7 protein-coding genes are annotated in these 13,979 nt (G+C 72.4%); all 7 read left to right on the forward strand.

What is annotated here, in order from left to right:
* The first annotated feature begins 66 nt into the window (after positions 1-66).
* The 7 genes from mrdA to ACFY8O_RS08685 all read left to right on the forward strand — a co-directional run bounded on the left by mrdA (position 67) and on the right by ACFY8O_RS08685 (position 13,798).
* Positions 67-2,244: a penicillin-binding protein 2 gene (gene mrdA, locus ACFY8O_RS08655; RefSeq protein ID WP_145801550.1), complete on the forward strand. Its 2,178-nt coding sequence runs from the start codon at positions 67-69 to the stop codon at positions 2,242-2,244.
* Positions 2,244-3,434, forward strand: coding sequence for a rod shape-determining protein RodA (rodA, locus tag ACFY8O_RS08660; protein WP_145801551.1), 1,191 nt, complete (start codon positions 2,244-2,246; stop codon positions 3,432-3,434). The genes mrdA and rodA overlap by 1 nt, the downstream gene beginning before the upstream one ends.
* Before the next feature lie 52 nt (positions 3,435-3,486).
* Positions 3,487-5,013 (forward strand): CYTH and CHAD domain-containing protein, encoded by a 1,527-nt coding sequence (locus ACFY8O_RS08665; RefSeq protein ID WP_387900132.1) that lies wholly within the window; start codon positions 3,487-3,489, stop codon positions 5,011-5,013.
* Between the two features lie 50 nt (positions 5,014-5,063).
* A complete protein-coding gene (locus ACFY8O_RS08670; RefSeq protein WP_145801554.1) occupies positions 5,064-6,989 on the forward strand; it encodes a TIGR03960 family B12-binding radical SAM protein in 1,926 nt (641 codons plus the stop codon).
* A gap of 335 nt (positions 6,990-7,324) precedes the next feature.
* Positions 7,325-8,476, forward strand: coding sequence for a hypothetical protein (locus ACFY8O_RS08675; protein ID WP_387900134.1), 1,152 nt, complete (start codon positions 7,325-7,327; stop codon positions 8,474-8,476).
* 122 nt (positions 8,477-8,598) lie between these two features.
* Positions 8,599-9,378, forward strand: coding sequence for a TIGR03936 family radical SAM-associated protein (locus tag ACFY8O_RS08680; RefSeq protein WP_387900136.1), 780 nt, complete (start codon positions 8,599-8,601; stop codon positions 9,376-9,378).
* Between the two features lie 229 nt (positions 9,379-9,607).
* The gene (locus ACFY8O_RS08685; RefSeq protein ID WP_387900138.1) at positions 9,608-13,798 is read left to right on the forward strand and encodes an Rne/Rng family ribonuclease; all 4,191 of its coding nucleotides are present in this window, start codon (positions 9,608-9,610) and stop codon (positions 13,796-13,798) included.
* The last annotated feature ends 181 nt before the right edge of the window (positions 13,799-13,979 follow it).

Below are 13,979 nucleotides of genomic sequence, written 5' to 3' on the forward strand. Positions count from 1 at the left end.
CCGTACCCCCGGCCGCCCCACCACCGACGCGGGCAACGGCCGGCCCACCACCACCGGGGGCGCCCCGTGAGCAACATCCCCGAGACCGGACGCACCCAGCGGGTCCAGATCCGTCTCGTCGTCATCCAGGTCCTCGTCTTCTCCCTCCTCCTGACGCTCGGCGGGCGGCTCTGGTACCTCCAGATCCGCAACGGCCAGGAGTACACCGACGAGGCGAAGAACAACCACGTCCAGCAGGTCGTGCAGCCCGCCGTCCGGGGGGCCATCCTCGACGCGCGCGGCGTGCCCCTCGCCGACAACGAGACCCGTCTCGTCGTCTCGGCGAGCCGCACCGAGCTGATGAAGATGAAGGACGACGGCGTCGGCGTCCTCACCCGTCTCGCCGACGTCCTGGACATGAAGCCCAAGGACGTGCTGGACAAGGTCCGGCTCTGCGACGCCAAGACCCCCCAGCCCTGCTGGAACGGCTCGCCCTACCAGCCGATCCCCGTCACCGACGAGGCCACCACCCAGCAGGCCCTGACGATCCGCGAGCGGGCCGAGGACTTCCCCGGCATCACCGCCGAACCCACCGCCGTGCGCCGCTACGCCGCCCCCGGCAAGGCCAACACCGCGCAGGTCCTCGGCTACCTCTCGCCCGTCACCGACGAAGAGGTCACCAAAGCCCAGGACACCGACTCGCCGTACCTCCGCTCCGACCAGGTCGGCCGCTCCGGCCTGGAGCGCACGTACGACAAGGAGCTGCGTGGAAAGGCCGGGGTCACCCGCTACGAGGTCGACAACCTGGGGCGTGTCATCGGCCAGGCACAGAACGACGAGGCGGAGCCCGGCGCCAGCGTCGTCACCTCCATCGACGCCCGGGTCCAGGCCGTTGCCGAGTACGAGCTCAACAAGGCGATGGAGACGGCCCGCAAGGAGATGGACCGCAACACCAACGAGCTGTACAAGGCGGACTCGGGCGCGGTCGTCGTCATGGAGGCCAAGACCGGCCGCATCGTGTCGATGGCGTCCCTGCCGACCTACGACCCCAACGCCTGGATCGGCGGCATCTCCGCCAAGGACTACGCCAAGCTGACGGGCAAGAAATCCAACTTCCCGCTGCTGAACCGTGCCATCCAGGGCACCGCGGCCCCGGGCTCGATCTTCAAGGTGATCTCCTCGACGGCCGCGGTCAACGCCGGATACGACTTCGACGGCAACTACCCGTGCCCCAGCTCGTACTCGATCGGCGGCCAGGTCTTCAAGAACTTCGAGTCCCAGGGCTACGGCAGCATCAACCTGGGCCGCGCCCTCGAGGTCTCCTGCGACACCGTCTACTACGGCCTGGCGCACAAGGAGTGGGCGAAGGACGGCGGCAACACCCCCAAGAAGAACCCCGCCGACTGGTTCTACAAGACGGCCCACCAGTTCGGGCTCGGCAAGGAGACCGGCATCGACCTCCCCAACGAGGTCGCCGGCCGGGTCCCCGACCGCAAGTGGAAGCAGGACTTCTACGACGCCAACAAGGCGTCCTGGTGCAAGCAGGGCAAGAAGGACGGCACGTACGTCGAGAAGATCGCGTACGAAGGCTGCATCGAGGGCAACAAGATGCGCGCCGGTGACTCCGTCAACTACTCCATCGGCCAGGGCGACACGCTCGTCACCCCGATCCAGATGGCGACCATCTACGCCGCGATCTCCAACGGCGGCACCCTCTACGACCCCACCGTCGGCAAGGCGATCGTCAGCGGTGACGGCAAGACCGTCCAGGAGATCGCACCGCAGGCGCACGGCAAACTCCCCTTCAAGGGAGACACGCGCGACAAGATAGACGAAGCCCTCGCGGGAGTCGCGACCCGGGGCAGCGCCGCCTGGAGGTTCGGCGGCTGGCCCCAGGACAAGATCCCGATGCACGCCAAGACGGGCACGGCCGAGGTCTACGGCAAGCAGACGACCTCCTGGTTCGCCACGTACACCAAGGACTACTCGATCGTGATGACGATCTCCCAGGGTGGTACCGGCTCCGGTGCCTCGGGTCCCGCGGTGCGCAACATCTACAACGCGCTCTACGGACTCGACGCCAGCGGCAAGCAGGACCTGAAGAAGGCGCTGCTGCCCAAGCCCCAGAAGTCCCTGCCCACGATCAGGCCCGACGGCCAGATCGTGTCGCCCAAGATCAAGCCATACGTCCCCGAGCCGCCCGCCGAGGACGGCACGCAGGCACTCGCGGGAGCTCTTCCCGCCACGCTGGGGAGGAGGGACTGATGGCAGGCTTCTCCGTCTCGCGCTACGCCCCCGAGCGTTCCGCCTGGGCCAAGCTCACCGCCCGCGACTCCGTCGTCCGGCGGCTGGACTGGCCGCTGCTCGGATCGGCGCTCGCGCTGTCCTTCGTCGGCTCGCTCCTGGTCTGGTCGGCGACCCGCGGCCGTGAGTCGCTGACCCACGGCGACCCGTACTACTTCCTGTTCCGGCACGCCCTCAACACCGGCATCGGCTTCGCGCTGATGATCGGCACCATCTGGCTCGGGCACCGCACGCTGCGGGGAGCGGTGCCGGTCCTCTACGGGCTGTCGGTCCTGCTCGTCCTCGCGGTCCTCACCCCGCTCGGCGCCACCGTCAACGGCGCGCACGCCTGGATCCTCCTCCCCGGCGGCTTCTCGCTCCAGCCCTCCGAGTTCACCAAGATCACGATCATCCTCGGCATGGCGATGCTGCTCGCCGCCCGCGTCGACGCGGGCGACCAGCTGCACCCCGACCACCGGACCGTGGCCAAGGCGCTCGGCATCGCGGTCGTCCCGATGGGCGTCGTGATGCTGATGCCGGACCTCGGCTCCGTCATGGTCATGGCCGTCATCGTCCTCGGTGTGCTCCTCGCCTCCGGTGCGTCCAACCGGTGGATCTTCGGTCTGCTCGGGGCGGGCACGGCGGGCGCCCTGGCCGTCTGGCAGCTCGGGGTGCTCGACGACTACCAGATCGCCCGCTTCGCGGCCTTCGCCAACCCGGCCCTCGACCCGGCCGGCGTCGGCTACAACACCAACCAGGCCCGCATCGCCATCGGCTCCGGCGGACTCACGGGCACGGGGCTCTTCAAGGGCTCCCAGACGACGGGACAGTTCGTCCCCGAACAGCAGACCGACTTCGTCTTCACCGTCGCGGGGGAGGAGCTCGGCTTCCTCGGCGCCGGGCTGATCATCGTCCTGCTCGGAGTCGTCCTCTGGCGCGCCTGCCGCATCGCCCGCGAGACGACCGAGCTGTACGGGACGATCGTGGCCGCCGGCATCATCGCCTGGTTCGCCTTCCAGTCCTTCGAGAACATCGGGATGACCCTGGGGATCATGCCGGTGGCGGGACTCCCGCTGCCGTTCGTGTCGTACGGGGGATCGTCGATGTTCGCCGTCTGGGTGGCGATCGGACTGCTCCAGTCGATCAGGGTGCAGCGGCCGATAACGGCCTGAGCCCGTTCGCTCCAGCCTGCATGGTCGCGCACATCGCGGATAGATTCGTTCCATGGCGGACTCGAAGCGTGAGGTCGAGCGGAAGTACGAAGCGACACCCGAAACCCGGCTGCCGGACCTGACCCGTGCGGCCGGGGTCTCGACGGTCGTCCACAGAGGCCTCACCGAACTCGACGCCGTCTACTACGACACCGAGGACCTCCGGCTGGCCGCCGCGTCCCTCACGCTCCGCCGCCGGACGGGCGGGGACGACGCCGGATGGCACCTCAAGGTCCCCGTGGCCGCCGGGGTGCGCGACGAGATCAGGGCCCCGCTCTCCGATGCCCTGCCACCCGAGCTCGCCGGTCTGCTCCGCTCCCGCGTACGCGACACCCCGGTCGTCCCCGTCGTGCGCATCCTCTCCGCACGCGACGTCCACCACCTCCTCGACGAGGACGGCGCCCTGCTCGCCGAACTCAGCGTCGACGAGGTGCTCGCCGAGCTGCTCACCGAGGAAGGCCACGGCGCCACCTCGGCCTGGACCGAGCTGGAGGTCGAGCTGGCCGACGACGGCGACCCCGCGGTCCTCGACGCCGTCGAACGGCGCCTGCGCAAGGCCGGTGTGCGGCCCGCCTCCTCGGCGTCCAAGCTGGCCAGGGCGCTCGACGAGACGGCGCCGGGGAAGCGCCCGCCGCCCGGGAAGCCGTCTTCCCCGCGCACGGCGGGCGACCACGTGCTCGCCTACGTACGCGCGCAGGTCGAGGCCCTCGTCGAGCTGGACCCCGCCGTCCGTCGCGACCTGCCCGACAGCGTGCACCGCATGAGGGTCGCCACCCGCCGGCTGCGCAGCGCCTTCAGGACGTACCGCGCGGTCCTCGACCGGACCGTCACCGACCCGCTCCGTGAGGAGCTGAAGTGGCTGGCGGGCGAGCTCGGGGTCGACCGGGACCAGGAGGTCCTCGACGAGCGGCTCCGCTCCCGTGTCGCGGGGCTGCCCGGAGAGCTCGTCCTGGGGCCCGTGGGCGCCCGGCTGAAGCTCACCTTCGTGGCCCGGCGCACCGGGGCGCGGCGCAGGGTGGCAGCCGTGCTCGACGGCGACCGCTATCTCGCCCTGCTGGACTCGCTGGACGCCCTCCTCGCCGAGCCGCCCCTGCGCCCCGCCGCCGGGCGGGCACCGCAGGACGTCCTGCCCCGCGCCGTACTCAAGGACTTCGGCCGGCTCGCCACCCGTGTCGGTCACGCCCTGGAGCAGCCGCCGGGACAGGAGCGCGACGTGGCGATGCACGAGGCGCGCAAGGCGGCGAAGCGGGCCCGGTACGCGGCGGATGCGGCGAAGCCCGCCCTGGGCAGGCCCGCGAAGAAGTTCGCCGGACGGATGAAGTCGGTGCAGTCGGTCCTGGGCGACCACCAGGACAGCGTCGTGGCCCGGGAAGCCCTGCGCTCCCTGGCGGTGCAGGCTCACGCGGCGGGGGAGTCCGCGTTCACCTGGGGACTGATGTACGGAGAGGAGGAGGCCGCGGCGGCCGCACGGGAACGCGAACTGCCCGAAGCCTGGGCGCGGGCATCGCGCCCCCGGCTCCGGGCGGCGCTCAAAGGCTGAGCACCGGGTTACGCTTGATGGTCACCCCTGCCAGCTACGAAGGTCCACAGATGTCTGCCGAGTCGGTCTTCCCGCAGCTCGAAGCTCTGCTCCCGCATGTGCAGAAGCCCATCCAGTACGTCGGCGGTGAGCTGAACTCCACCGTCAAACCGTGGGACGAATGCGACGTCCGCTGGGCACTCATGTACCCCGACGCCTACGAGGTCGGACTCCCCAACCAGGGCGTCATGATCCTCTACGAGGTGCTCAACGAGCGCGAGGGCGTCCTCGCGGAGCGCACCTACAGCGTGTGGCCGGACCTCGAGGAGCTGATGCGCGAGCACAAGGTGCCGCAGTTCACCGTGGACAGCCACCGCCCCGTCGGCGCCTTCGACGTGTTCGGCCTGAGCTTCTCCACGGAGCTCGGCTACACCAACATGCTCACGGCCCTGGACCTCGCGGGCATCCCGCTGGAGTCCAAGGACCGCACCGTCGATCACCCGATCGTGCTGGCGGGCGGTCACGCGGCGTTCAACCCCGAGCCGATCGCGGACTTCATCGACTGCGCGGTCATCGGCGACGGCGAGCAGGCCGTCCTGGAGATCACGGAGATCGTCCGGGCCTGGAAGGCCGAGGGCCGCCCGGGCGGGCGCGAGGAGGTGCTGTTCCGGCTCGCGAAGACCGGTGGCGTCTACGTCCCCGGCTTCTACGACGTCGAGTACCTCCCCGACGGCCGCATCGGCCGTGTGGTGCCGAACAAGTCCGGCGTGCCGTGGCGCGTGTCCAAGCACACCGTCATGGACCTCGACGAGTGGCCGTACCCCAAGCAGCCGCTCGTCCCCCTCGCCGAGACCGTCCACGAGCGGATGTCCGTCGAGATCTTCCGCGGCTGCACCCGCGGCTGCCGTTTCTGCCAGGCCGGCATGATCACGCGCCCCGTGCGGGAGCGAAGCATCACCGGCATCGGCGAGATGGTCGAGAAGGGACTGAAGGCCACCGGCTTCGAGGAGGTCGGCCTCCTGTCGCTCTCCTCGGCGGACCACACCGAGATCGGTGAGATCGCCAAGGGCCTCGCCGACCGGTACACCGACGACAAGATCGGTCTCTCGCTGCCCTCGACCCGTGTCGACGCCTTCAACGTCGACCTGGCCAACGAGCTGACCCGCAACGGCCGCAGGTCCGGCCTCACCTTCGCCCCCGAGGGCGGCTCCGAGCGCATGCGCAAGGTCATCAACAAGATGGTCTCGGAGGAGGACCTGATCCGCACGGTCGCCACCGCCTACGGCAACGGCTGGCGCCAGGTCAAGCTGTACTTCATGTGCGGCCTGCCCACCGAGACCGACGAGGACGTCCTCCAGATCGGTGACATGGCGGTCAACGTCATCGCCAAGGGCCGTGAGGTCTCCGGGCAGAACGACATCCGCTGCACCGTCTCCATCGGCGGCTTCGTGCCCAAGCCGCACACGCCCTTCCAGTGGGCCCCGCAGCTCAGCGCCGAGGACACCGACGCCAGGCTGAAGAAGCTCCGGGACAAGATCCGCGACGACAAGAAGTACGGCCGCTCGATCGGGTTCCGCTACCACGACGGCAAGCCGGGCATCGTGGAGGGCCTGCTCTCCCGCGGTGACCGCCGCGTCGGCTCCGTGATCCGCGCGGTGTACGAGTCGGGGGGCCGCTTCGACGGCTGGCGCGAGCACTTCAGCTACGACCTCTGGATGCGGAGCGCCGAGAAGACGCTCCCCGCCTTCGGCGTCGACGTCGACTGGTACACCACCCGCGAGCGGACGTACGAGGAGGTCCTGCCCTGGGACCACCTGGACTCCGGCCTCGACAAGGACTGGCTCTGGGAGGACTGGCAGGACTCGCTCGACGAGACCGAGGTCGAGGACTGCCGCTGGACGCCGTGCTTCGACTGCGGGGTGTGCCCGCAGATGGACACCAGCATCCAGATCGGCCCCACGGGCAAGAAGCTCCTGCCGCTCACGGTCGTGAAGTAGCCGGGCCCAGCGGTTCGGCGGACGCGGGCAGCGGCCCGGCCGCCGGGTGGGCGTAAGGCGTGAGGAGGCGCCCGGACGGAACCGTCCGGGCGCCTCTCGGCGTTCCCGGGGGCGACTCGTGCGGCCCGCCGGTGGCAGGCGGACACCCGCGACCCCGCGAGGGGCGGGCCCCGTCACGTTTCCCCCGGGCCGTACGCCTCTCCCGCGATCGGCGACGTGACCGGCACCCGTACTCCTCCCGACCGCCTGCCGCCCCGGGCGAACGTCGCCGCACAGCCGAAGGCGTCACGCCCCGTCCGGGAAACCCCGGACGGGGCGTCCGCGTCCTCCAGGGCATGGACCCCGACAAGCGCCCGCAGCCCGCGCCCTACGAAGGCGGGGAGGGCTGCCTGACGGTCCTCGTCAGAATCCCGGTACGGATCGTGGTCCTGGTCCTCGTCCTACCCGCACGGATGGCCTGGGACCTCCTGCTCGTGGCCGGCCGGGCCGTGCGGCGGGTACTGCTGCGCCCCGTGGGGCGCGGCCTGGAGTGGCTGTACGACCGGATGCTCGCCCCCGCGGGCCGTGCCCTCACGTGGCTGGCGGTGGCTCTGCTGGTGTGGCCGTGGGCGGGACTGTGGCGCTACGTCGTCGTCCCGGTCGTCCGTCACGGAGTCGTCGCCCCACTGGTCCGGCTCCACACCGCGGTGCTCATCCCCCTGGGTCACGGGCTGCGGTGGCTCTGCACGGGCCTGCTCGTCCCGGGGATGGTGTGGCTCGTCGTCTTCCTGCTGGTGCGGCCCGCCGCGGGCGTGTGGCGGTATGTCCTGCGCCCGCTCGGGCGGGCCGGCGGGCTGCTCCTCTCGCGGCTGGTCGTGCTGCCCCTCGTATGGACGTACCGGCGACTGCTGACCCCGCTGGGCCACGGCATCACCTGGACGGCCCGGATGCTGGGCCGGGGGCTCGGGATGCTGGGCGCGGGGCTCGCCCTCGCCGCGCGGGGCCTGGGGGTGGCCGCCGTGTGGCTGGTCATGTCGCTGCTCGTCCTGCCCCTGTCCTGGCTGTACCGGCGTGTCCTCGGGCCCGTCGGCCGGGAGATCGCCGTGGCCGCGGGTATCGCCTGGCGGATCGCGGGTTTCGTCTCGCGTGCCTTCGGGCGGGCCCTCGCCTGGCTCGCCCGGCACCTCGTCGGGGCGCCGGTGGCCTGGGTTCACCACGCGGTGTGCACCCCGGCCGGGCACTTCCTGCGCCGCGCGGTCCTGCGGCCGGCCGGGCGGGCCGCGCTGGAGGCGGGACGCGCCGCGCGCGCCGTCCTGTCCTCGGCCCGGGAGACCCTGCGCGCGGCACGCCGCGGCACATGGCGCGCCCTGGTCGGGGCGCCGCAGGTCAGGGACGTGCGGGAACTCGAAGGGTCCGCTGCGCGTACCCTGGGTAGGACAACGACTGTCCCCAGCGCGGTGCCCGCGTCCGAGATCTCCCTGCCTGCCGAGAAGAACAGGCGGGGGTGAGCCGGAACGGCGCCCCGGGGCACCCCGTATTTCGTGGGCGGCACGCCACCGCGACCGCCCCGCACCGAGGAGAAGAACCACTGGGCAAGCGACAGCCCGAAGGCCCGCCGCCCGCACCGGCGGTGCAGCGCATCCGACTGCGCTACACCAAGCGGGGCCGCCTCCGGTTCACCAGTCACCGTGACTTCCAGCGTGCCTTCGAGCGAGCGCTGCGCCGCTCCCAGGTACCCATGGCCTACTCGGCCGGCTTCACCCCGCACCCGAAGGTGTCGTACGCCAACGCCGCCCCCACCGGTACGGGCAGCGAGGCCGAGTTCCTGGAGATCGCCCTCACCGAGGCGCGGGATCCGGACATCCTCCGCGAGCTGCTCGACGCGTCGATGCCCCAGGGCCTCGACATCATCGACGCCGTGGAGGCCCGCACCTCCGGCCTCGCCGACCGGCTGACCGCCTCCGTCTGGGAGATGCGGCTGGACGGGGTCGCCGTGCAGGACGCGGAGAAGGCCGTCGCCGCCTTCCTCGCGGCCGGGACCGTCGAAGTCCAGCGCCGCGCGAAGAACGGCATGCGGAGCTTCGACGCCCGTGCGGCCGTGGCCGACCTGCAAGCCCTTGATCCACAGCCTGATAGGTCCGGGGACAGGCCCTGTGCGATACTGCGCCTGGTAGTGCGGCACGTGACACCTGCCGTGCGACCCGACGACGTCCTGTCCGGTCTCCGAGCTGTGGCCGACCTAACGCCGCCGGTCCCCGCTGCGGTGACCAGGCTGGCGCAGGGGCTCTTCGACGAGGAGTCCGGCACGGTGACCGACCCGCTCGCGCCCGACCGCGAGGCAGCCCCGGCCGTTTCCACGGCCGATCCGGCCGCCGCCGCGACGGCGCCGGAAGGTGCAGGTTCCGCGTAAGGCGGTCGTTGTAGCGCAGCCCTCGGACTCGGGAGCCACCTGGGTCGGGCCGCGCACCGCCCCATAAGACTTTCGCCAGGCCGTACGCAGTGCGTACGGAACCGGCGAGCCAGACATCAGCTCCCGTGCGGCGCCCGCGCCCCGGACGGCGGTATCGCGCACATCACGCGAATCGCGTCGGACCGGACTCAGGTGTGGCGCCCGGGAGCGCGACGGGAGAACCGCCCGCATGCACGAGCCGAACGAACCCGGTACCACCGGAAGCCCCGCGAACGCGGAGGACAACAACGCACCCGGGGACAAGCTGCCCCCGCGCCGCAGGCGCCGGGCGGCCTCCCGCCCCGCCGGCCCGCCGTCGGGCGCGCCGGGTGCCGCCACCGAAGACGCCACGCCGGACGTACCGGCCGCTGCCGCCGAAACGCCCGAGCCCGCAGCCGAGGCCGCGCCCCCGGCGCGCCCCCGGCGCCGCGCGGTGCGCAAGGCGACCGCTCCGGCCGGCGCGCCGCAGGCCGCCGAGAGCGTCGAGCCGGTCGCCGAGACACCGGCCGCCGAGCCGGTGGCCGCCGCCGAGCCGGCCGCCGAGGCAACCGAGGCCGCGCCCCCGGCGCGTGCCCGTCGCCGCGCCGTCCGCAAGGCCACGGCTCCGGCCGGTGCGCCGCAGGCCGCCGAGGTCGTGGAGCCGGTCGTCGAGACCGCTCCGGCCGACGAGGAGGCCGCCGAGGCCCCTGTCGCCGAGGCCCCGCGTGGCCGTCGTCGCGCCACCCGTAAGGCGACCGCCCCGGCGGGCAGCCCGCAGCCGGTCGAGGCCCCCGCGCAGGAGGCCCCCGTGGCCGAGCCGGTGCAGGCCGCCGAGCCCGTCGCCGAGGCCCTCGCCGCCGAGCCCGAGCCCGTCGCCGCCCCCCGTGGCCGCACCCGGCGCCGCGCCTCCGCCCCGGCCGGAGCGCCCGCCGCGCAGAGCGGTGCCGAGGCCCCCGCCGCTGTCGTGGCCGAGCCCGTCGCCGAGCCGGCCGCCGAGCCCGCCCGCACCGAGGAGCCCGTCGAGGCGCCCGCAGCCGAGTCCCCGCGTGGCCGCCGCCGTGCCTCGCGCAGGGCCGGTGCCCCCGCCGGTGCCCCGCAGCCCGCCGAGGAGGCCACCGAGGCCGCAGCCGAGGGCGAGAGCCTCCCGGTCGCCGTCGCCGAGGAGCTGGCCACCGAGACCGAGCAGGTCGAGGAGGCCGCCCCGCGAGGCCGTCAGCGCCGCAGGGCCACCGCGGCCGCCGGCCGCCCCGAGTTCACCGGCAAGGCCGAGGAGCCGGCCCGCAAGGGCCGCCGTGCGACGCGCCCCGCCGTGGCCGTGTTCCAGGCCCCGGTCTTCGCCGAGCCGATGTTCCAGACCCCGGAGACCGCTGCCGCCGCCGCTGCCGCTGCGGGATCCACCTCGCCGTACGACGAGGACGACGACCACGAGGAGCAGCAGACCTCGGACCGCACCTCGCGCAGGGCCGAGGCCAGGCAGGCCACCGAGGCCGCCGCGCCGGAGGCCGCCGAGGCCGCACCGCAGGGCGGCTCGCGCCGTCGCCGCCGCCGTCGTGGCGAGGCGGTCGAGACCGAGCCGGCCGCGACCCCGGTCACCCTTCCGGCCGAGGAGCCCGCCCCGGCGGCCTCCACCGCCGTCGAGGACGAGCACGAGGCCGAGCCGGAGACGGAGCCCGAGCACGAGGGCGACGAGACGGACGAGTACGGCGACCGCCCCTCCCGCCGTCGCCGCCGTGGGGGCCGCCGCCGCCGTCGTGGCGAGGCCGGCGACACGGACGAGGCCGAGCAGAGCGACGAGTCCGCGGACCGTTCCGAGGACGAGCCGCAGCAGGCCCACGACGAGGAGGACGAGGAGGACCACGAGTCCTCCGCCGGCTCCAGCAGCAGCCGTCGCCGCCGCCGTCGCCGCCGTCGCAGCGGGGACGCGTCCGGCGAGGACACGGCCACGGGCACGGACGACCCGGAGCGCACGGTCGTCAAGGTCCGCGAGCCGCGTGAGCGCCGCAAGGACGCGGCCGACCGTGAGCTGGGCACCGGCTTCGACGAGGTCCAGTCCATCAAGGGCTCGACCCGTATGGAGGCCAAGAAGCAGCGCCGCCGCGAAGGCCGTGAGCAGGGCCGCAGGCGCGTCCCGATCATCACCGAGGCCGAGTTCCTGGCCCGCCGCGAGGCCGTCGAGCGCGTCATGGTCGTCCGCCAGAGCGGCGAGCGCACCCAGATCGGCGTCCTCGAGGACAACGTGCTCGTCGAGCACTACGTCAACAAGGAGCAGGCCACCAGCTACGTCGGCAACGTCTACCTGGGCAAGGTCCAGAACGTACTGCCGTCCATGGAGGCCGCGTTCGTCGACATCGGCAAGGGCCGCAACGCCGTCCTGTACGCCGGCGAGGTCAACTTCGAGGCGCTCGGCATGGCGCACGGACCGCGCCGCATCGAGACCGCCCTCAAGTCGGGCCAGTCCGTCCTCGTGCAGGTGACGAAGGACCCGATCGGCCACAAGGGCGCCCGCCTGACCAGCCAGGTCTCGCTGCCCGGCCGCTACCTGGTCTACGTGCCCGAGGGCTCGATGACCGGCATCAGCCGCAAGCTGCCCGACACCGAGCGCGCCCGGCTGAAGACCATCCTCAAGAAGATCGTTCCCGAGGACGCCGGCGTCATCGTGCGCACCGCGGCCGAGGGCGCGAGCGAGGACGAGCTGCGCCGTGACGTCGAGCGTCTCCAGCAGCAGTGGGAAGAGATCCAGAAGAAGTCGAAGAACACCAGCAGCTCCAACGCGCCGACGCTGCTCTACGGTGAGCCGGACATGACCGTCCGGGTCGTCCGGGACATCTTCAACGAGGACTTCTCGAAGGTCATCGTCAGCGGCGACGACGCCTGGGAGACCATCCACGGATACGTCTCGCACGTGGCGCCCGACCTCACGGACCGGCTGTCGCGCTGGACCTCCGAGGTCGACGTCTTCGCGACGTACCGCATCGACGAGCAGCTGATGAAGGCGCTGGACCGCAAGGTCTACCTGCCGAGCGGCGGCTCCCTGGTGATCGACAAGACCGAGGCGATGGTCGTCGTCGACGTCAACACCGGCAAGTTCACCGGGCAGGGCGGAAACCTCGAGGAGACCGTCACCAAGAACAACCTGGAGGCGGCCGAGGAGATCGTGCGTCAGCTCCGGCTGCGCGACCTCGGTGGCATCGTCGTCGTCGACTTCATCGACATGGTGCTGGAGTCCAACCGCGACCTGGTGCTGCGGCGCCTGCTGGAGTGCCTGGGACGCGACCGTACGAAGCACCAGGTCGCCGAGGTCACCTCGCTGGGCCTGGTCCAGATGACCCGCAAGCGGGTGGGCCAGGGTCTCCTGGAGTCCTTCTCCGAGACCTGTGTCCACTGCAACGGGCGCGGCGTCATCGTCCACATGGAGCAGCCGACGTCCGCCGGTGGCGGCGGTGGCAAGCGGTCCAAGAAGCGCCGTGGCGGCGCCGGGCAGGACCACGAGCACGGTCACGACCACGCCGAGCAGCACGCCGAGCCGGAGACCGAGGCCGAACTGGCCGCGGAGGTCGCCGCCCCGGTGGCCCTGCCCGAGCCGGAGTTCGTCGCCGACGAGGAGCTGTACAGCAGCCCCGCCGAGGCCGAGGCCGCCGCGTCTCGCGGCCGTGGCCGCCGGCGTGCCACCCGCAAGGTGACGGCTCCGGCCGGTGCCCCGGTGGCGGAGCCCGCTCCGGCCCCCGTCGTCGAGGAGCGGCAGCCCGAGCCGGTCGCGGAGACCCCGGTGGCGGCTCCGGCCGAGCCCGAGGCGGAGCCCGTCGCGGTCGAGGCCCCCGCGCCCGAGGCCGCGCCCCCGGCGCGCACGCGCCGCAGGGCGACCCGGAAGGCGACCGCTCCGGCGGGTTCGCCCAAGCCGGCCGATGTGACGCCCCCGGTCCAGCCGGCCGAGCCCGCGGCGGAGCCCGTCGCGGTCGAGGACCCGGTGGTCGAGGCCGCGTCCGCCCCCGCGCCGGCGCCCGCTCCGCAGGCCCCGGCGGCAGACGAGGAGTCCGCTCCCGCCGCTCCGCCGCGCGCCCGCCGTCGGGCGACCCGCAAGGTCACCGCTCCGGCCGGTTCGCCCGCCGGTGCCGAGGAGGCCGCGGTCGTCGTGGTCACGGGCACCGACTCCGACACGCCCGAGGCCCCCGAGGCCGAAGAGGCGCAGCCGGAGGCGCCGGTCAAGAAGACGGCGGCGCGCAAGACCGCGAAGAAGACGACGGCGAAGAAGGCGGCCACGAAGAAGACGGCCGCCAAGACGGTCGCGAAGAAGACCGCCGCGAAGAAGACGACCACGAAGAAGGCAGCGGCGAAGAAGACCGTCGCGGCCGAGCAGTCGTCGCCTTCCGTGACGGCTTCGGCCTCCGCCGCCGACTCGGAGTGAACCGCCGACCGAGCCTTTCGTAACCGGTTGTTCATCGTCTCGTGTCCCGCCCCGAAGTCTTCGGGGCGGGACACGTGCTTTGTTTCAGAACTGATGCATGGGCGGGTTAACGGGCCCGAAATCGGCCAAGAAATCCCTGATAATGTGACGGCGGTCGCTGGCTGTGAAGTTCCTGGACGGG

It is taken from the genome of Streptomyces argenteolus, assembly GCF_042902585.1.
In the GTDB taxonomy this organism is placed as follows: domain Bacteria; phylum Actinomycetota; class Actinomycetes; order Streptomycetales; family Streptomycetaceae; genus Streptomyces; species Streptomyces argenteolus.

What these genes read in the sequence shown, in the direction of transcription:
- rodA (WP_145801551.1), top strand. Translation starts at nt 2,244, where the DNA reads ATGGCAGGCTTCTCCGTCTCGCGCTACGCCCCCGAGCGTTCCGCCTGG.
- ACFY8O_RS08665 (WP_387900132.1), top strand. Translation starts at nt 3,487, where the DNA reads ATGGCGGACTCGAAGCGTGAGGTCGAGCGGAAGTACGAAGCGACACCC.
- ACFY8O_RS08670 (WP_145801554.1), top strand. Translation starts at nt 5,064, where the DNA reads ATGTCTGCCGAGTCGGTCTTCCCGCAGCTCGAAGCTCTGCTCCCGCAT.
- ACFY8O_RS08675 (WP_387900134.1), top strand. Translation starts at nt 7,325, where the DNA reads ATGGACCCCGACAAGCGCCCGCAGCCCGCGCCCTACGAAGGCGGGGAG.
- ACFY8O_RS08685 (WP_387900138.1), top strand. Translation starts at nt 9,608, where the DNA reads ATGCACGAGCCGAACGAACCCGGTACCACCGGAAGCCCCGCGAACGCG.